The organism is Agarivorans sp. Z349TD_8 (assembly GCF_050870825.2).
Lineage (GTDB): Bacteria > Pseudomonadota > Gammaproteobacteria > Enterobacterales > Celerinatantimonadaceae > Agarivorans.
Genome location: NZ_CP194037.2, coordinates 3890183 through 3908907 on the forward strand (window position 1 = coordinate 3890183; position 18725 = coordinate 3908907).

The window sequence follows — 18725 nt, forward strand, 5'->3', positions numbered from 1 at the left end:
CCATGCCAGCCAGAAATATGCTAATTAAGTTTAACTCTACATCATATTCAGCAAGATGCGACAACTAAAGTTGTGGCCAATTTCAGAACTCATCATAATTCGAGTCAATATCCAATGGATCAGCAGGCATCGACCCCAGCAATTGAAAATGTAGCCCCCATAATGGCTCCAATCATGCAGAGAATTCAGCTTCATCGAGTCATTTTATCTGATACTAGCGGCTTGTTAAGTTATGAGCCTAAACCGATTTTGGCTGGCTTTGGCTCTCTCAAATTAAGGTATGAATGTGTTGGTAACGACAATTGACTATTCATTGCAAGGACGGAGGATATGAATCAATATTTGATGCTATTTACGTTGTTACTGGCCTCAGCGAGTGTACTAGCAAATAAGCAACACTTAATGCCTTCAAAGCTGGCAGATCAACGCCAGCTCCAACAACTTAATCGAAGCTCACAATAGCAAATCGATCAATTAGATGCACAACGTCAAGCGACCCTCAATGAAAAACGTCAATTACGCTTGCAAAGCGAACTCTTAGAGCAATATAACCTGCACTTACATGCCATGCTCCTTCAGCAGCAACAACAGTTACAGCAACTCAAAGGCGATCTCACGTCCTTAGCCCAAAGCGAACAACATGCCCTTCCCTTGGTGCATCAGATGTTGAATGAACTCACACCATTTGTCGCCAGAGATCTGCCATTTCTGAGCCAAGAACGAGAGCTACGCTTACAGGACCTCGTGCAACTTTTAAACAGAGCTGATATGAACTTGGCAGAAAAATATCGCCAAGTATTAGATGCTTACCAAATCGAAATGGAATATGGGGAGACCATCGAGGCATATCAAGCCATGCTCAACGAGCGTCAGGTCAATTTCTTTCGGCTTGATCGCACCGCTTTATACTATCAAACGCTCAACGCACAGCAGTCGGCACTGTGGGATCCAGCGACGCAACAATGGCAAATTTTAAGCCCTACAGACAACCTCAGTTTAAGGATGCCATCGCTATTGCTTGAGAACGACAAGCGCCTCGCCTACTGAGCTTACCGATACCACCTCCATCAAACCACATCAACAAGTCGGAACCATAAAATGCATTTGTCTCCGGCCAAATTACTGATGATTTCGCAGCTCAGCTTCAATAACATCACTTGCTGGGCGAATAATCAACTCAAGCTCAGCCAAAGCCAAGCACTAAACCAGCAACGCGAACAGCAATTTGAGCAAGCTCTTCAACAACAACGACTGCGATTACAGCAAACTCGCCAACGTTTAGCGCAGGCTGAAGCCACACAACAGCTGTTAAAACAACAGTTTGTGAACAATGAACATGCAATGAGCCTGAGCCAGCAGCAACTTCAACAAAGTAGTGGCCAACTTGGAAAAGTATTTGAACTGATCAAGGCCAAGGCGACAGAAAACCAAATAGCCTTAGATAAATCCTTAGTGGCAGCAGAGTACCCCGATGCCAGCAAGCGTTTAGACTTTGCCAAACGTCAAGGTCTTCCCACTGCGGCCGAGATACAACAATTCCCTCGGGTGTTACTGGCACAACTGCAATATTCAGCCAGTATCAGTTTTTTTGATACCGATATGATCGATAGCGATGGTCAAGTGCAGCGACAGCACTTACTAAGAATTGGTAGCTTTAATATTATCAATCAACAGGGCCAATACTTGGAATGGCAGGCAGCACTAAAAAATTACAGCTCTATCCCCGCCAACCCAAGCAACAAGCCAACTGGCAACAACGACTAAAACAAGCCGGTCCCGTAGCTGGGCTAATCATGGTGCTCGCACTAGTCGACTTAGTAGTCGGTTTATTCCGTCTTTTCATACTCTTACAAAATGAACGGAGAGTACGACAACAATTAAATCATCCCCAACAGCTGTCTACCAATAACGCCTTAGCTCGGGTATTAAGCGCCGCCCAAGGACCAAGCTCTTGCCTAGAGGACTTAGAGCTACGTATCGATGAAGCAATATTAGGCGAACTACCAAAGATTGAGCGAGGCCAAAGTTTAGTCAAGTTGTTCGCTGGGCTCGCTCCGCTACTGGGTCTACTGGGCACGGTGTTAGGCATGATCACGACTTTCCAAAATATTAGCCCTTATGGGAGTAGCGATCCTAAATTTCTAGCGGCAAAGATCTCACAAACCTTGATCACCTCAGTACTGGGCCTACTCGCCGCTATTCCCTTGTTGTTTTGCCATAGCCTGATGAGCGCTCGCAGTCGAATATTACTGCAAGTGATTCAACAGAAAGGTTTAGCGCTGCTTGCTCAGCAACACCGACACGAACCGTCCAGCAATGCTGTCGACAAATAAATGATGAAGCATGGCCTGATGTTGCTGCACTCAAGCCTCGACAGCCTACATCTGCTGTTGCATCTCGGAGGGTGGGTTTTATCGTTGTTACTCGGCCTCTCGGTATTACTAGCGAGCCTATTATTGGAACGTGACTGGTTTCGACTGATCAGCTATCCAGCCCAACACAAGGCTTACCAAACTCAGCTAAAAGGCCTAGAACACCGCGATCAATGACTTAACCTACGCTGCGATATGGAACTTAAACTGAATCAACACCTGAACTTAATCAAAACGCTAATCAGTGTGTGTCCTTTATTGGGCTTGCTCGGCACCGTCAGTGGCATAATTGAAGTCTTTGACAATATGGCCTTGGCGGGCAGCGCCGATCCACGCTTAATGTCTTCAGGCATTGCTCGGGCAAGTTTGCCCACGATGACAGGCATGAGTATCGCCGTCATCGGCTTAATCAATTTTACTTATATTAAACGCTGGACCACTCGCAGTAAGTTAGCGCTGCAACGACGTCCAGCGAATATAAAAAGGGATGCCTAGATGAAACGGCGCGATATCATCAATAAACCGGAAGAAGACGCCGAGATCAACATGACACCAATGCTGGACATCGTATTCATCATGCTGATTTTTTTCATTGTCACCAGCAGTTTTGTCAGAGCAAGTAGTATCGAAGTGAATCCTCCAAGTGCGCAGACTGGCCAATGACAAAATGACTCGGCCAGCCACTTAAGCCTAGCCGCCGATGGTAATATTGAACTCGATGGCCAGCGCACCGACCTACGCTTGGTCAAGACAAAACTTCAGCAATTAACAACGCAGCGGACCAATTTTGCCATCTTAGTCAAGGCCGACCAACAATCCACAACCGGGCAATTGGTGGCACTTTTAGCTCAACTTCGCTTAGCCAAAGTTCCTTATCGCCTAGCAACCCAAGCGAGTCAACCTTAATGTTACGCCTTTTATTCGCCTTTCCCGCAGGCCTGCTCGTAGCGGGCAGTTTTTTTGTATTCCTGGCTAACATCTCGGGACTCAAACAAGTGCCGCTCCCCCAAGCGCAACCCTTAGCTGCTATACAGTTATTTGCTCAACGCCACAGCCGCAAGCCCGAATTGGTTCAGCGTCGACCTCTGGTACCGCCTCATTTAGCGCCAACCACAACGGAGTTTCATTTCAGTCCACCAGCAACCAGTGTTCACCAAACACAAGCAAATATAGAACTCTCGGTTTCAGCGATCGCTCTCCCCCTCGCTAAAGTTAGTCTTAGCCCCCTTAAACTACCGGCTCTTACCGCAAGCGTGACCAAGGCCGAGCTAAGCTCCCCAATAACCTACTGAGCGAAGGCAAGGCGCTTCGCCTCATACTCGGAATTCAACCGAGCTACCAAGTAAAACCGCAATATCCTTTCAATGCGCAACGACGCAACCTCGAAGGCAAGGTTGAACTAGAATTTATGGTCGGCTCCGATGGCAGAGTAAAGGCTTCAAGCATCAAAGTACTAGCGGCCGAGCCTGCCCTGATATTCGAACAGGCTGCACGCCGTGCCGTGCAGAACTGGCGTTTCCCCATTAAGTATCAACAACAACGGTCAGTAAGCTTTATAACGCGCCAGCTGACTGAGTTTAATTTGCATGAACAGTAAATACTTAATCGTACTATCAATTATATTTATTTCATTTAGCAGCAATGCGGCCAAATTAAGTCAAAGCGAAAGCCGTCAGCTACAATCCGCACAACGACTGCGACAACAACGATTCACAGAGGCCGAACACTATCTCAAGCAGTTAAATCATCAATATCAACAACAAAAACGGGCTTACGCACAAACCGTTGCTTTGCTTTATCGAAGTCAAGTTGCTCTGGAACAGCAAACTTATGCTCAAGCGCTCAACAATTTGCAAGAGGCTTACCATTTACAGCAACTTTCCGATGACCAACAAAACAGCACTCTCTACCAAATTGCGCAGCTACAATTACAAGAGCAGCAATGGTCGGCCGCCATTACGTCTTTTTCCCTTTGGCAAGCACAACAGCTCCCCCCCCTGTATTGGCCGATAGTGAATTTTACTTGGCGCAGGCGCATGCTCAGCTAGGACATTGGAATAAAGCAGAACAACACATCGCTCAAGCTTTAACCAAACAACCCGCGGTGCCTCCTTTAATTTGGCTACCACTGGCTGTCAGTATTTATAGCCAACAACAACACTGGCCTTTAGCCATCAGAGTGCAACAGCAAGTATTATTGAGGCAAGGACAGCAACTTCAAGCTTATCTGGTTCTGGTAGCACTGTTACAACAAGCACGACAGCCCGATAAAGCGCTGGCTTACTTACAGCAAGCCTTTCAAGCCAACTTATTTGAAAATAGCGAACCCTACCTTTTACTCAGTCAACGATGGCAAAGCCAAGGCGCGCCTTATCAAGCAGCTTTGGTATTACAACAAGGCATGCAGCAAGGGCGCATGGCAGGGCAAGCCAAACTACGCCAAAAACGCTGCCAATTATGGCTAAGCGCCAAAGACTACCCGCAAGCTTCCAGCTGTTTTAGTCAATCGCTCAATCTTGAGCCGAACGGGAAACATTATCAACAGCTCGCTTATGCACAAGCGCAACAAAGGCTATGGCAGCAAAGTATCAATAGCTTACAGCGAGCGCTTGACTATCCCGACACCGAACCAGCCCACAACGACTTGAACCTCGGTTTGCTCTATCTGGAATTACAACCTTATCCCGAGGCCGAGCAGGCATTAAAAAAGGCGGGAGAATCATCTTCAACCGCCTCTATCAGCCAACAAGTGCTGCGCTATTTACAGCAGCGACAAACGCTTAGTTTACCTTAAGCTACTGATGATTCAGCAACTGCTTTAAAAGTCTCGGCTTCAACTTTGGCTGGCGCACCGAGTGCTGGACGCAAGGCTTTCAGTACTTGATGACGAGTAACAACACCGACTAACTTACCGTTATCAACAACAGGGAAAATCTTCGGACGGTAAACACTGCTGTTACGTAGCCGCTCTTCAAGTGGTTGATGAGTGCTGCTCAACAATACACCTGAATCAGAAACGGGGTACACTTGAGCAACATCAACACTCATATATTCTGCTAGTTTAAGTAAATTATGATTAGGAGCCACGGTCATTACGTCCTTTTGCATGATACTTTCTACGTTAGTCGCACTTGGTTTGCTGTAATCTTCCAGCCATAACTTACGTAAAATTTCTAATTCAGAAACAAACCCAAGTAATTCCATCTGTTGATTCACGACCACAGAGCCAAACAAGCCATTCGCCAACAATGCATCACAGGCTGTCGCCAGAGTCATATCCGGGCTTAAGGGGGTGGTTACCGGTGACATAATGTCGGCAACAGTCATCGATTTTAAGTTTTGCATAATTGGTTCTCCGATAGGACCAGAAATTTGATTTGATAAAACAGATATAGAACTTGAATGGATTTTTGCTTGTGGCTTACGGTGGTAGATTGACCAATAGCCCAAGCCCACAATCACTGCGCCACCAATGATGTTACCGATAGTGACTGGAATGACGTTGTGCCAAAAAAAGTTTGACCAAGTAAGATGAGCAAAAGCGCTGGATTGAATCCCTAAATCGCTCCAAAACGATGGTTCAGCCCAAGTTTTAATTGCGATCCCTAAAGGCACCATAAACATATTGGCCACGATGTGTTCAAAACCGGTACTCACAAACATCGCCACAGGCAAAATCACTAATGCGCCCTTGGCTGCACTCGACGTGGTACTAAAGGTCATCCATACCGCTAAACACACCAACAAATTACACAACATTCCCAACAATACGGCTTGCAAGAAGCTGTGCTCTAATTTGTGTTGTGCGATCGCCAAGGCATTTAAGCCCCACTGTCCATGATCCAATTGATAAAGCTTGGCGCCACTGACAATTCCAACCAGTAAGATGGCACCAATAAAGTTACCTAAATAAACCTTGCTCCAGTTCGCGAGCATCTGCCGAGTATTCAACTTACCGTTGGCCCGAGGAATAATAGACAATACCGTACTGGTAAATAACTCACCGCCACAGACCACTAGCAGTACCAAACCTAAACTAAATGCTAAACCTCCAAATAGGCGGTTAAAGCCCCAGCCCAATTGTTGTCCTGAGCCAGTGGTCACCGTAATGTAGAAAACGAAAGCAAGACCAATAAATATTCCTGCGCTAATTGCTAAACTCAAAGTTTTACCAGTACTGCCACTCGCCTTCTTATAGGCATACTGTTCGGCGTACTGTGTCATTTGATCCGGGCTTAAAGCAGCATTTGAAGCATGAACAGGCAAGGCACTTGGCTTACTTGTTGATACTACAAATGGGGCATTAAAACGCTCGGGTTGCTGTTGATTCATTCCCACAAAAACCTTTATTGAAAGCAGCTCAGCCGCTCGGTAGCTAATCGTGACACTACCTTAAACAGATAATTGCTCCGCAGTAAGCGCATAATTTTTATGACCGCTATCAAAACTATTGATAGCACTTAGCTTTACTATGCTAGGCTTGAAAGTTGGCCGTCATCCGATACTCACTGGAGTGATTAATGCGTTATTCCCTAAAGCAATTAACCGTGTTTGAAGCCGTTGCCACCCATGGTAGTGTCAGCGCAGCAGCTGAACACCTCGCATTAACCCAGTCAGCAGCCAGCATGTCGCTCGCACAATTAGAAAAACTGTTAGGTAAACCCTTGTTTGACCGTCGAGGCAAACGGATGGTATTAAGTCAATGGGGTCTATGGCTAAGACCCAAAGCCAAACAGCTATTACTCGATGCAATGCAAATAGAAGAAGGTTTCGAAAACCAGCACTTGGTGAGTGGTGAACTACAACTTTGCGCCAGCCAAACCGCAGCGGAACACTTGATCCCCGACCTAATTAGCGCGATCGATAACGATTTCCCTCAATTGAGAATTAACTTTTCAGTAGAAAATACAGCTGAAGTGATCAATGGCTTAATTAACTACGACTACCAACTTGGGGTCATTGAAGGGCGTTGTGATGACGACCGTATCGCTCACCACATCTGGTGTAATGATCACTTAGTGATTGTTGCCGCCTCCCACCATCCTTACGCCAAACTCGAAAAAGTCAGCATTGCTCAGTTGGAGCAAGCACGTTGGGTATTACGTGAGCCCGGAGCAGGCACACGACGAGTATTTGATAGTGCCATTCAAGGCACCATCGAAAGCCTAAAAGTGCATCGCGAATATGAGCATGTACCGGTGCTTCGTTCTTTGGTCGCTAACAATAGTTATCTTAGCTGCCTGCCCTATCTGGATGTGATAAAAGCTTTAGAGCGTGGCGAATTGGTCGTACTCAATGTACCTGAACTTAACATTGAACGCTCACTGTCTTTTATTTGGCGGAACGATACACCAGAAAACCCGCTGCGCGACTTAGTCATTACGGAAGCAAAAAGAATGTTTAAGTTACGCACCTCTCACCTATAAACAAAAGTCACTTGTATATTGAGAAAAAGCACTATACACTAAATGCGAATGGTTATCATTTAACATATGGTGCTTTATGAAACATCAATTGACTCTCGCAGCATCGGCTGCAACATTATTTATAGCGAACCCAGCTATGGCCAACCATGGCTGGCCAGCAAAAGAACTCTCAACCCTCGAAAATATAGCGCTCGCCTTATCGATGATGTTCTGCATGATATTTTGTATATGGTTGATAAAAACTATTAAACGCGCTCTAAATCAGCCTCATCTACTCACTTTACCCAAAAAGCTAAAGCGCTAAAAAACAGCCATATATCACAACAGTTGAAGTGATGGGTCGATAACATCACCAGAGTAAAAAAGCTCGGTAATAGGCCGCAGGCTAATCGAGAAAAACGCTACTGCTGGTCTCTGAAGTTTTTTGACTATAAAGTTTGTGCGGAAATTGCTTTTCCAAATAGATCTGGTCTGCCACATCAATAGACGAAGAAAAATGCAAATGTAATCGTTGATTGCTTTCAATCCCTTTGATTAAACCGAGTACTTTTCTTCCCCGCATCATTTGGCGGCAATCATAAATAAATGAGCTCGGTAGATGGCCTTTGATAACATTCACTTTGCCAGAGCGTAGCTCACAGACAAAAGTACAATGAATGTAGCGCAGTCGATAAACCAATACCGCAGCGATGACTAAACCAAACATAATACCAATTATCACACCACACTCCTTGTGTTGAGCTTTCAGCTAATCCGTTCTACATCGCTCAGATATGAAGATAAAAAACTCAATAAGAGTAAATGTGATGCCTCAGAAAGACAATGGCAAACATAAATTTTTGGCTATTAATCAAAAATTTATGTGTTTTTGATAGGGGGAACCACAAATAAATAGACTGAAAACCGTTTCAAGAAAATACTTCTCCATCGGTTAAAAGTCACAACCAAGAAGCAGGGTAGGTTTTGAGAAAATAATGCCCAAGTGAAGTTTAGATATTCACTTGGGCATCTTAGCTAGGAGGCTATGCTGCGCATTTAGGCTACAACAGGATTACTTTTTACGACCTTCGATCACTAAATCCATTTCTACAGAGGTGGATTTAGGGCCTAAATTCATCGGAATACCATAATCTTTCATCACTAACTGGGTTGAACCAACAAAACCAGCACGGTAACCACCCCAAGGGTCTTTACCTTCACCAACTTTGCTCACATCAATCACAATATCTTTCGTCACCCCGCGTAAGGTAAGTTGACCGTACAACTTGCCATGTTCTGCATCACTGGCCTCATACTTGGTGCTCACAAAGCCCGCTTGCGGATATTTATCAACCTCTAGGAAGTCTCCACTGCGGATGTGTTTATCACGCTCAGCGTGATTGGTATTTACCGATTTAGTATCAATATTAACTTTCACCTGAGTCGCCTCTGGAGCAGCCGCATCATAGCTAAATTCACCATCGAAAGTATCAAAGCGTCCAACCACAAAACTGTAACCTAAGTGATTAACCTTAAAGTTAATCGAGGCATGAGCGCCTTGGGTATCAATGACATAATCTGCGGCACTGGCCGGTAAAGCGAACATGCTTGCCGCAAATGCAGCAGCAATAAACTGTTTTTTCATTTTTTTATTCCTTTCATTAGTATACGAGCGGGTTTCAACATCCTAATTAATGTTCGGTCTTTATCTACAAAGTGGTGTTTTACAGCAGCCAAGGCATGCCCGGCCGCCAAAGCGATTAAACTCCAAGCAAGAAACGCATGTACTTTGCCTGCAAATTCTTCTTGCTGAGGAATACCATGCAAGGTAGCCGGCACTTCGAACCAATCAAATACAGAGATGGGACGAGCATCGGCAGTGGAAATCAAATAACCAGAAACCATCAATACAAACATCACAGAGTAAAGCAGAAAATGCCCGACTTTAGCGCCACGTTTTTCCAAGGGATGATGGTTTTCAAGGCTTAAGACCTGAGGATTTAAGTAGCGCCAACATAAGCGAAAAACCATTAAAATAAACAATAAGATCCCAACACTTTTATGGATCATCGGCGCGGTTTGATACCAACTCGAGTAATAGTTCAAATCCACCATGAACAGGCCCAAACCAAACAACATCAGCACAATGATGGTGGCGAGCCAATGGATCATAATCGAGATGAAACCATAGCCATTGGCGGTATTACGAAACTGCATAACAGTCCTTTTTGTTGCTTTAACATTTTCTAGTGGATTAGCATTACCGATAACGCCATCTAATAAAATCGAATTTAATGTTAAGGAATGTTCTATTTATTAGAAGCAAAGATAACAGCAAGACCACATCACACTACATTCAGCTACAAAGGTAATGGAATTCCTGACAAAAGCAAGCTCGACCCACTACGCAAAAGTGTTAAGACTTAACAAAAGCTTCACTTTCAAGGCTATACTTTTAAGGTACATTTTTCGTATCTCACAACAGCCAGAGATAATGAGAGCGCGCTTGAACTCGATGAAGTCAGTGTTGGAGCAGATTTATGAAACAACCAAGCTTTGACGATATGGACGAATGGGACGAACTAGACCTACTCCATAACGCAAAAAGTCATAAAACTCAGCGGGACAAAGCCAAAGCTCGTCGCCGCATTGATGAATACCACGAGCGTAGGCAGTTACAACGCCATCTCGATCAAGATTATGATGACGACTACTAATCGGTAGTAATGCAGACCTTTTATGTAACAATCAGGGAAGCTTCGGGCTTCCCTGATTTTTAACGGTGAAGCAAAAAAGCAGCCAAAATCTTGGCTGCTTGAGTCCCCCTGATCAACTAAGCTTATCATCCTCGCTGAGTTCCTCTCTAACCTCCCAATTAAACTACAGCCAACCGCCCTTTGTTACACCAACCCACAAAGCTCAACACAATTCAAACACCCACAGCGACAAGTAAATGAATAAAAAGAGTTTTGTAAAAAAAATGGATCTAAAATGCTACAAGGCTTTTTCTGCTGGCACTTTAGTCCTATAATTCGCCGTCAATTTATTCTATCAACAGCGCTTCTCCATAGCTGTTTGCCGCACTCATTGGCCGACGATCGCTTTAAGCAATGCCGACCCATTAGCTAATTAACAAGGAAAAAAGATGTCTCCAATCTTAGAGGTAGTACTGATCAGCTTCGCCGTACTGGCGCTGTTAGGTGTAGTTCTAGAAGATGTAATTCACGTCAATAAAGCCAAGGTCACACTGTTTTTGGGGACTTTGGCCTGGATCCTGTTATTCATCTTTCAGGGACAGGGGGAGCAGCATCAACAAGTCATCGATGGGCTTGGGGAAAACATCTCAGAAATTGCTGGATTATGGCTATTCCTTGTGGCGGCAATGACCTTCGTAGCCTATTTAAATAAAAAAGGTATGATTGAAAATCTTATCTATTTTTTCTTACCAAAACAAATTAGTGAAAAAGCGCTACTGTTTCTAACTGCTGTCTTCTGTTTCGTTTTTTCTTCCTTAGCCGACAACATCACCGCCACACTCGTTTCGGTTACCTTGATCCTATCGCTCAACTTAAGCCGCAAGAAAACCCTGCGTTTTGCCACTCTGGTGGTATTTGCAGTCAACTCTGGTGGGGTAGCATTGATCACCGGTGATGTTACAACTTTGATGATTTTCCTTGCCAATAAGGTCACCATTACCGATCTATTATTACTGTCGATCCCTTCGTTCTTCTCGGTATTACTGTTAGCACTAATGCTCTCTGTTGGCATGAAAGATACGATTGAAATCAAACGTCATATTACCGAAGTTCGCAAAGTAGATGCGGTTATTGCGATGATCTTTCTAGCAACTATTGTTTGTACCATTTTTGGCAATGCGCTCTATCAAATCCCGCCTGTGCTTAGTTTCCTATTTGGCATGTCGTTAATGTTCCTCACCGCCCGCTTCTTTAACGAAGACCAAGACGAAGATTCGATTTTGGAATACATTCGAGTCATTGAATTTGAAACCCTACTATTCTTCCTCGGGATCTTGCTATTGGTTGGCATGCTGAAAGAAATAGATGTACTCGACCAGCTGGTTTCGGTATACGAAGTCTTACCACCAATCGCCGCTAACTATCTAATGGGCGCAATGTCTGCCACCATCGACAACGTGCCACTCACCGCGGCCTTATTGAAAGCCGGTATTAGCATGTCAGCGCCAGATTGGCTGGGTTTGACTTACGCAGTTGGTGTGGGCGGTTCCTTACTGGTGATCGGCTCAGCTGCAGGCATTGTTGCCATGAGTAAAATTGATGGTTTAACCTTTGGTAGTTATTTACGCTACTTCCTGTATTTGCTGATTTCTTACACCGTGGGTTATGCCGCAGTGTATTACTTTAGCACGCTAATGATGGGCTAAATACGAGCGCAATTTTGAGTGCCATTTGTGATTCATTAAAGCAAGGGCTGCCCTGCTCAGGGCGGCCCTGAGACGAACCATTGACTAGGCTTAAATGCTTGATCGCGAGCCTGCATCATCACCATGCAACAAACCTCACTCACCATCAACAATGCGGGCTTAAGCCGGCAACTTTAAACAGCGACTAACGACTTGCTGGCGCACAATCTCTCCTAATCGAACAACTTCCGGCTTTTCCGCTCCCTCGGTGCGATGCATTAATAATCCTAAATTCCCCAAGGATGGCAATAAATCATCAATGGCCAAAAGGCTGGCTGGCAAGCCAATGCTGGTGCGTACGGTGACCCCCAAACCCGCCTCCACCGCAGCCCAGATTCCATTCAAACTCTGACTGCTATAAACCACCTTCCAGGGAATTCCCGCTTTATCGAGTGCTGCAGTGGCCTTCTCCCGCATTAAGCAGGGTGCTTCAAACATCACCAAAGGTAGGGCTTGTCGACGTCGCAACAATGACTCCAGCGACAAGTTAGGATGGCTTAACCACAGCAAGGGAAGCGCACCCAAAACTTGTTGATTAGCGCAACTTTGACCGGCATCCCAGGCCAGCGCTAAGTCATATTGCCCTTGCTCAATGCCTTGAACTAACTGTTGATTACGGGTCACACTAGTACACAATTGAACTTGCGGATAAGCGCGACTAAATTGTCCCAGCACTTGAGTCAGAAAGCTCTCAGAAAAGTCTTGCTGCATCGCAAAATGCAGCTTCCCGGTTAACTCGGGAACCACCAAAGCCGCCATCGCTTCATCATTTAATGCTAATAGGCGTCTTGCATAACTAAGCAACTGCTCTCCACTATCAGTCGGCAACAGCTGGCGACCTGATTTTTTAACTAAGGGACAACCCGTCTGCTGCTCTAACTTCTTTAATTGAGCGCTCACCGCAGAACTTGAACGATGTAAGCGCTTGGCAGCAAGCGCGAAATTGTTTAATTCCATGCCCAATACAAAGCTACGTAAGGCCTGAAGATCTAAGGTTTGTTGGCTCACTCAAACTATCCTGAAATTCAAAACAATTAATCAAAAATGTTTTGATTTTATGTATCAACACATCATGCCAGAATCAATGGGTATTTCAAGTAGCAACCCCAAAATTCGAGGAAAGATCATGAACAACACCGAACAACTATTTCGTTATGCCCCAAAATTAAAACAACTGAGCGAGCAAGTCTTATTTGCTGATGTTTGGCAGCGCCCCTTATTAAGTCCACGAGAGCGCAGCCTTATAACATTAGCGGCACTGGCAGCTTTAGGCCGAACCGAACAACTGCCGTTTCATTTAACCCTGGCAGAAAAAAATAGCTTAACCAAGGAAGAGCTGGGGGAACTCTTCACCCACTTGGCTTTTTACGCAGGTTGGCCAGCGGCGGTCAGTAGCCTCTCTCGTATCGAACCACAGGAGTAAGTTCCATGCCAATGGTCAGAATATCTTTACTCCGCGGACACAACCGCAGCTACAAACAAAAGCTCAGCCAGATCCTACAACAAAGCTTAGCGTCTTGCTTTGCAGTACCGACCAATGATTGTTTTCAACTATTTGATGAATATGAGAGCGAGAATCGAGTCATTCACCCCACCTATTTGAGTCCCGGCAGAAGCGATGATTATGTGCTCATTCAAATCACCGCTGGGCGCCCGCGGAGCAGCCTGCAAAAACAAAACTTGTACCAACAATTGGCAGAGCAGTGTCAGCAACAATTGGACCTCGCGCCTGCCGATTTAATGGTGGTCATTTGTTTCAACCACGCTGAAGATTGGTCTTTTAGTCAAGGTCAGATATTCACTACGGAGGCTCTATGATAGCCATGCAATATCGAATTATCCTTCCGGCCGATTACAACATGGTCAATATTCAAACAAGGATTAAAGAAAAAGCCCATCTACTCGATGGCTACCCCGGATTAGTATTCAAGGCCTATTTATATTCAATCAAAGATAGTCCAGACTACTTCAGTACGGTCAATAGTTACGCCTCTTTTTACCTATGGAAAGATACCTCAGCAATGGCGAGCTTTTTGCGCAGTCCTGGCTTTGCCGCGTTGAGTGAGCAATTCGGTCGCCCTTCGGTGAAAAGCTGGCTACTTGAAGGTGAAATAAAGATGCCAGAGCAGCAAGCTTACGCTTGTATCGAATCAACAAGCACAGATACAGCCGATCTGATTGGCTTCGACTGCTCTAACTGGTCTTCGCTGAAGCTGAACTGGCTCAACCAAGCCAGCACCCAGCCAAGTGAGCAAAAACAATATTACCAAATTGGCTATCTCGCTCGCGGCCAATAAAACTCAGCACTTGCGCATCAGCAGTCATTTATCTGCTGATGCGCCCGCAATCACTGCCTATTATCATCCTCCCAAGCAACGACCAGTTCACGGTGAGGTCAGTTAGTATTCTTCATTTTCAGCTTTCTACGAGTCCTTTCCTATGAGCATCTATCGTTTGTCGATATACGTTCAATTCCTTAAAATCCTAATGAAAGTGGTAATATGAGTTTCTCCAACAGCCTTAAAATAGTAAATTCCCTTGTTAGCATAAAGGACTTTATTGAATCAACACTTATACTTTCGGAGGAAACATGGAAGTATTGCTGTATAGCGCGAAAGGATCAAATAGCTCGCAAAGAGTAGAATGGATCCTCAATTTCAAAGCTATCCCACACCAAAAAATTGAGCTTAGCGCCAATGAATTGGCAACCAGCTATCGAGCCATTAACCCTTTTGGCTATGTTCCCTCCTTGGCTGTAGATGGTTTTGTATTTTCGGAATCGATGGCTATCGCCGAATATCTAGAGGAAAAATTTCAGAACGGTCCTTTACTTAGTCAAAATATCAACCAAAAAACCAATATTCGTCGTGTTTGTGAATACGTAAACTCAAGTATTCATTCACCTCAAAATAGAACTGTGCTCAAATTTTTTCGTCCTGAGCTCGATGAACCATCTAAACGAAAACTCCGCGGAGATTGGATTATACATTGCCTTGAACGACTAAGCGCAACTCTCTGTAATGAATCGGGATATGCTATAGGTACACACTTTAGTCTGGCAGATATATTTGTAGCTTCAATATACAAGAAGGCGTTGCAACATGCTTGTATCGAAAGTGAATTTTACAATCAGCACTTGCTGTTCATTCGAAAAAACCAAAGAGTAGCGACCTCGGAACCACCAACATAATCGGCTAGCCGGAGGTCTTTCACCTCCAGCTAGCGCTGCCTACCTCGGTCATGCCACTCCGGCGGTTTAAATCAAATTTAAACGAGATGAAACTGACTGCGCATCCCTTGCTCTCGGATTGGAATAATCGCTTGATATGCTGCACTGTTATACCAATTTTGGGCGCTTTTCTTGTCTGGAAATTCGATGACGGCTTTAATTGGGTGCTCAACTTCACCATGTAAGCTCTCTATTTCACCTCTGGCGATGAAGTGCCCACCAAAGGCTTTCAATGTTTCAGCAGCTAGGGCGCTGTATTTTGATAGTTGCGTTTTATCTATAGGGCTCACATCGACGATCACTAAACTTGTCATTTTCTAAATCCTTAAATGATTGAGTTGACATAGCTTATGCTTACGATTAACACTAAACAATAACCCAATAATTAACTTACTGTTTAAATTTATGAACAGCGTAAAATTAGCGCCTTTACTATTAATTTTTGTTGAAGTGGCCAATCAACGTTCATTTACAAAGGCGGCTAACAAGCTTGGCCTGAGTAAGTCGGCAATTAGCCAACAAATTAAGCGCTTAGAAGAAACAACCGGTCAACAATTATTGATACGTAATACTCGAGGTCTTGTATTAACAGCCGTTGGAGAAGCGTTACTCGCCCGCAGTGAATTATTTAGCGAACAACTAAATATGACCTTAATTGAGTTAAATAGTGCCAAATCGCAGCCTAGCGGTAGCTTTAAAGTATCCGTCCCTCCGTTTTTTGAGCAACATATTGTTATTCCTGCATTAAAACAGTTGAGTTTAGAGTTTCCAAAACTTCAGCCTGAAGTTCTTGTCACGGGAAAATGGCAAGATCTGATAGAGCACAACCTAGATGCGGCAATTTTTGGGGGAAATATAAAAGACTGCAGCTACCGAGCACTATCAATAGGAAAGGTATCAGAGATATTAATCGCTTCACCTCGCTACATCACACAACATGGTACTTTAAAAGATGTTGAACAGTTAATCGAACAGCAGTTTATCGCGACCCCTTGGCAACATGGTGAATTGCAATTATTTGATAATAATCAAGCAAATAAACGACAAGTGAAAGTGACACATCACGCCCGAGTAAATACACTGGCAACAGTACTTGAGATGGTATTGCATGATATGGGGATCGCATTTTTTCCGGAGTTCTTAGCGCAATCTCATCTCGCTAACGGACGAATCATTCGAGTGCTACCAGAGGTGAGAGGAAAAGCTTGGCATTTTTATTTTTTACATCAATATAAAGGCGAGAAACCAATACATGTCACTCGCTTCTATCAATTATTCCGTCACTACTTCGCCAAGGCTAGCCTATAGCGATAACTGCTAGGCATTTTTATCCACTCGTAATTCAAGCGCAGCCTCCCTCGCTTTTAGCTAACAAATAAACGACCGAAAAAATAGCATGAAAGCCAGTATAATAGTTCGGCGAGGGAGCGTAATGGCTAATGCTTGGATACAAGTAAACACTCACATCCCTCGGCGACGATAAAACTGCTGTGGATCTCCGGGTTGGTCTTGGTAGAGTTCAAAGGATTTATCGGCAATCAGCTGGCCAGCCAATTCGATGGTCATTCGCCACGTCCCCAGCTTATTGCTCACTGGTGGCCAAATTGTATCCCCTAAATAGAAGTCCCAATCGTTATTGCGCACATATACTTCCCCATCAAATGGAGGGCGGACTCGACCATGATCATCTGGAATATTAGGATGATAAATGCAATAACGTAACTTTTGCCCCTTGGCTTTTTTGATATTCACAATCAAGCCAAACTCGACATCCACTTGCGCGGCAACTCGCTGCGTAAACTCAACAATTTGTGGTAGCGCCTTGGCCTCACTATCCCACTGATTATAAATTCCGTAACTATGTAGCTTTACTTGAGGTTTCGATTTAGCCATGGACACCTTTTGCAGACTTAAAAATCATTTATTCTAGCCTAAACGAGGCTAAAACTGCCACGCAGATGCTTTCCCCCTTGGTCTAGACAGTGTAGGCTTAGTCCTTATCAAGTGCGACTTTGTGTTGCCCACACTCTCATAGTAATCAGGGATGACCTTATGAAAACCTTTATCGGTGCCGCCTTAATCATTGCCAGTTTCTCACTACAAGCGACCCCCGTTGATGACCTGCTCGCACTCAATGATAGTGAACAACAAATGGCAGCGATCCGCAGTAATCTAAACAAGGCATTAATGCGACAAAACCCGCCCTTAAAAGACTTCCAGGCAATATTAAACGAATGGGCCAATAATTATCTGACCTGGGAAGAAATGAAACCCAAAATTGCCGAAGTCTATTTAAAACACTTCACCGATGAAGAACTGGCGCAGTTGGTTGCATTTTACAAGACCCCTTTGGGACAAAAAACTCAAGCGCTCAACGCAACGCTAATGCGTGAAACGGCTGTCGCCAGCGCGCTGGTCGCCAAGCAGCATCACGGTGAACTCGAGGCCATGTTGAAAAAAGCAATGGCAGCCAAACAATCGGGCCAGCCCTAAGCAAGCACTTTATTTTGACGGGTAGGCATCCAAGCGAGCAGACGCGCCCTAAAACTTAAAGACTCGGAATCTTCTAATAAGAGCTGTAACCAGCTCTTTGGCGATGACTCTCAAGCCATGTTGCGATTAATTAGGCGGGACTAAGCACTGATAAACGGCTTTGTAAGAAGTGCAACAACATACCGTATAGCGGCACAAATAAAGCCAAATTAACTGCTAACTTAAAACCATAATCAACCCATGCTATTTCAAGCCAATGTTGCGCCATAAAGGCATCACTACTGGCATAAAAAGCCACCCCGAAAAACAACAAGGTATCCACTACATTGCCGAATATACTTGAGGCTGTCGGTGCTATCCACCAGCGCTTTAAACGGCGTAAACGGTCAAATACCTTCACATCCAATAGCTGACCAACCGCATAGGCAATAAAACTAGCGAGCGCGATCCGTGCAACAAAACTATTCCAAGTAAGCAAGCCCGCTAAACCTTGAAATTGGCCTTGATAAAACAACACTGAAACCAGATAGCTTACTAGCAGCGCCGGTAACATAGCCGAGAAAATGATTTTCCGTGCGCGACTGGCACCAAATAAACGCACCGTTAAATCGGTGGCAAGAAAAATAAACGGGAAAGTAAACGCACCCCAAGTGGTGTGAAAACCAAAAATAGTGAAGGGAAGTTGAACCAAATAATTACTGGCAGCAATAGTCACAATGTGAAACACAGCCAAGATAAAAACACTGCGGCGTTCAGCCTCAGATAATTGTAAAAACCACATAATA

26 protein-coding genes and 1 pseudogene are annotated in these 18725 nt (G+C 44.5%); 19 read left to right on the top strand and 8 right to left on the bottom strand.

The annotated features are described in order from the left end of the window. Positions 1–522: 522 nt before the first annotated feature. The 10 genes and pseudogenes from ACRRS1_RS17445 (at position 523) to ACRRS1_RS17490 (ending at position 5166) form a co-directional block, all read left to right on the top strand. Complete coding sequence (locus tag ACRRS1_RS17445; RefSeq protein WP_432451920.1) at positions 523–1047, top strand: DUF3450 family protein; 525 nt, start codon at positions 523–525, stop codon at positions 1045–1047. A 51-nt stretch (positions 1048–1098) separates the two neighbouring features. Continuing rightward, a complete protein-coding gene (locus ACRRS1_RS17450) occupies positions 1099–1764 on the top strand; it encodes a hypothetical protein (RefSeq protein WP_432467258.1) in 666 nt (221 codons plus the stop codon). Further along, positions 1689–2333, top strand: a complete 645-nt coding sequence (locus tag ACRRS1_RS17455) for a MotA/TolQ/ExbB proton channel family protein (protein ID WP_432451918.1) — start codon at positions 1689–1691, stop codon at positions 2331–2333. The genes ACRRS1_RS17450 and ACRRS1_RS17455 overlap by 76 nt, the downstream gene beginning before the upstream one ends. Beyond that, entirely contained in the window at positions 2334–2549 is a 216-nt protein-coding gene (locus ACRRS1_RS17460) for a hypothetical protein (RefSeq protein WP_432451917.1), read from the top strand. Positions 2550–2567: 18 nt separating this feature from the next. Next, positions 2568–2867 carry a MotA/TolQ/ExbB proton channel family protein gene (locus tag ACRRS1_RS17465; protein ID WP_432451916.1) on the top strand — a complete coding sequence of 100 codons (300 nt, stop codon included), beginning with the start codon at positions 2568–2570 and terminating at the stop codon, positions 2865–2867. Further along, positions 2868–3278 (top strand): annotated as a pseudogene (locus tag ACRRS1_RS17470) (ExbD/TolR family protein). Beyond that, positions 3278–3664, top strand: a complete 387-nt coding sequence (locus tag ACRRS1_RS17475) for a hypothetical protein (protein ID WP_432451915.1) — start codon at positions 3278–3280, stop codon at positions 3662–3664. The pseudogene ACRRS1_RS17470 and the gene ACRRS1_RS17475 overlap by 1 nt, the downstream one beginning before the upstream one ends. A 32-nt stretch (positions 3665–3696) precedes the next feature. Next, entirely contained in the window at positions 3697–3969 is a 273-nt protein-coding gene (locus tag ACRRS1_RS17480; protein WP_439036017.1) for an energy transducer TonB, read from the top strand. Continuing rightward, complete coding sequence (locus tag ACRRS1_RS17485; RefSeq protein WP_432467257.1) at positions 3959–4420, top strand: hypothetical protein; 462 nt, start codon at positions 3959–3961, stop codon at positions 4418–4420. The genes ACRRS1_RS17480 and ACRRS1_RS17485 overlap by 11 nt, the downstream gene beginning before the upstream one ends. Then, positions 4396–5166, top strand: coding sequence for a tetratricopeptide repeat protein (locus ACRRS1_RS17490; RefSeq protein WP_432467256.1), 771 nt, complete (start codon positions 4396–4398; stop codon positions 5164–5166). Before ACRRS1_RS17485 ends, ACRRS1_RS17490 begins: the two co-directional genes overlap by 25 nt. On the opposite strand, the gene focA is transcribed toward ACRRS1_RS17490, so the two are convergent. Next, on the bottom strand, positions 5163–6704 hold the full coding sequence (gene focA, locus ACRRS1_RS17495) for a formate transporter FocA (protein ID WP_432467255.1): 1542 nt from the start codon (positions 6702–6704) through the stop codon (positions 5163–5165). The two genes, ACRRS1_RS17490 and focA, sit on opposite strands and share 4 nt — an antisense overlap. A 188-nt stretch (positions 6705–6892) precedes the next feature. Between focA and ACRRS1_RS17500 the strand changes: the two genes are divergently transcribed. Further along, positions 6893–7798, top strand: coding sequence for a LysR substrate-binding domain-containing protein (locus tag ACRRS1_RS17500; RefSeq protein ID WP_432451912.1), 906 nt, complete (start codon positions 6893–6895; stop codon positions 7796–7798). A gap of 385 nt (positions 7799–8183) precedes the next feature. On the opposite strand, the gene ACRRS1_RS17505 is transcribed toward ACRRS1_RS17500, so the two are convergent. From ACRRS1_RS17505 to ACRRS1_RS17515, 3 genes are all read right to left on the bottom strand, one after another. Then, positions 8184–8519 (bottom strand): DUF3634 family protein, encoded by a 336-nt coding sequence (locus tag ACRRS1_RS17505; protein ID WP_432451911.1) that lies wholly within the window; start codon positions 8517–8519, stop codon positions 8184–8186. Positions 8520–8849: 330 nt separating this feature from the next. After that, positions 8850–9422 carry a YceI family protein gene (locus tag ACRRS1_RS17510; protein ID WP_432463749.1) on the bottom strand — a complete coding sequence of 191 codons (573 nt, stop codon included), beginning with the start codon at positions 9420–9422 and terminating at the stop codon, positions 8850–8852. Continuing rightward, complete coding sequence (locus ACRRS1_RS17515) at positions 9419–9994, bottom strand: cytochrome b (RefSeq protein ID WP_432460021.1); 576 nt, start codon at positions 9992–9994, stop codon at positions 9419–9421. The genes ACRRS1_RS17510 and ACRRS1_RS17515 overlap by 4 nt, the downstream gene beginning before the upstream one ends. Before the next feature lie 323 nt (positions 9995–10317). Between ACRRS1_RS17515 and ACRRS1_RS17520 the strand changes: the two genes are divergently transcribed. Beyond that, on the top strand, positions 10318–10494 hold the full coding sequence (locus ACRRS1_RS17520; RefSeq protein ID WP_432451908.1) for a PA3496 family putative envelope integrity protein: 177 nt from the start codon (positions 10318–10320) through the stop codon (positions 10492–10494). 437 nt (positions 10495–10931) lie between these two features. Further along, a complete protein-coding gene (gene nhaD, locus ACRRS1_RS17525) occupies positions 10932–12179 on the top strand; it encodes a sodium:proton antiporter NhaD (RefSeq protein WP_432456146.1) in 1248 nt (415 codons plus the stop codon). 159 nt (positions 12180–12338) lie between these two features. Here nhaD and ACRRS1_RS17530 read toward each other — a convergent pair whose 3' ends face one another. Continuing rightward, a complete protein-coding gene (locus ACRRS1_RS17530) occupies positions 12339–13226 on the bottom strand; it encodes a LysR substrate-binding domain-containing protein (RefSeq protein WP_432463750.1) in 888 nt (295 codons plus the stop codon). Positions 13227–13344: 118 nt separating this feature from the next. Between ACRRS1_RS17530 and ACRRS1_RS17535 the strand changes: the two genes are divergently transcribed. From ACRRS1_RS17535 to ACRRS1_RS17550, 4 genes are all read left to right on the top strand, one after another. Beyond that, positions 13345–13641, top strand: coding sequence for a carboxymuconolactone decarboxylase family protein (locus tag ACRRS1_RS17535; RefSeq protein WP_432463751.1), 297 nt, complete (start codon positions 13345–13347; stop codon positions 13639–13641). Positions 13642–13646: 5 nt separating this feature from the next. After that, entirely contained in the window at positions 13647–14036 is a 390-nt protein-coding gene (locus ACRRS1_RS17540; RefSeq protein WP_432451905.1) for a tautomerase family protein, read from the top strand. Further along, a complete protein-coding gene (locus ACRRS1_RS17545) occupies positions 14033–14515 on the top strand; it encodes a DUF4865 family protein (protein WP_432467254.1) in 483 nt (160 codons plus the stop codon). Before ACRRS1_RS17540 ends, ACRRS1_RS17545 begins: the two co-directional genes overlap by 4 nt. A 293-nt stretch (positions 14516–14808) precedes the next feature. Next, positions 14809–15408: a glutathione S-transferase family protein gene (locus tag ACRRS1_RS17550; RefSeq protein ID WP_432463753.1), complete on the top strand. Its 600-nt coding sequence runs from the start codon at positions 14809–14811 to the stop codon at positions 15406–15408. Positions 15409–15485: 77 nt separating this feature from the next. Here ACRRS1_RS17550 and ACRRS1_RS17555 read toward each other — a convergent pair whose 3' ends face one another. After that, entirely contained in the window at positions 15486–15761 is a 276-nt protein-coding gene (locus ACRRS1_RS17555) for a DUF1330 domain-containing protein (RefSeq protein WP_432451902.1), read from the bottom strand. 91 nt (positions 15762–15852) lie between these two features. On the opposite strand from ACRRS1_RS17555, the gene ACRRS1_RS17560 reads away from it, so the two are divergent. Further along, entirely contained in the window at positions 15853–16755 is a 903-nt protein-coding gene (locus tag ACRRS1_RS17560; protein WP_432467253.1) for a LysR family transcriptional regulator, read from the top strand. A 153-nt stretch (positions 16756–16908) separates the two neighbouring features. On the opposite strand, the gene ACRRS1_RS17565 is transcribed toward ACRRS1_RS17560, so the two are convergent. Continuing rightward, a complete protein-coding gene (locus ACRRS1_RS17565; RefSeq protein ID WP_432451900.1) occupies positions 16909–17340 on the bottom strand; it encodes a DUF3859 domain-containing protein in 432 nt (143 codons plus the stop codon). A gap of 159 nt (positions 17341–17499) precedes the next feature. On the opposite strand from ACRRS1_RS17565, the gene ACRRS1_RS17570 reads away from it, so the two are divergent. Continuing rightward, the gene (locus ACRRS1_RS17570) at positions 17500–17940 is read left to right on the top strand and encodes a DUF2059 domain-containing protein (RefSeq protein WP_432451899.1); all 441 of its coding nucleotides are present in this window, start codon (positions 17500–17502) and stop codon (positions 17938–17940) included. A 130-nt stretch (positions 17941–18070) separates the two neighbouring features. Here ACRRS1_RS17570 and ACRRS1_RS17575 read toward each other — a convergent pair whose 3' ends face one another. Next, positions 18071–18721: a 7-cyano-7-deazaguanine/7-aminomethyl-7-deazaguanine transporter gene (locus ACRRS1_RS17575; protein ID WP_432456145.1), complete on the bottom strand. Its 651-nt coding sequence runs from the start codon at positions 18719–18721 to the stop codon at positions 18071–18073. Between the last annotated feature and the right edge of the window lie 4 nt (positions 18722–18725).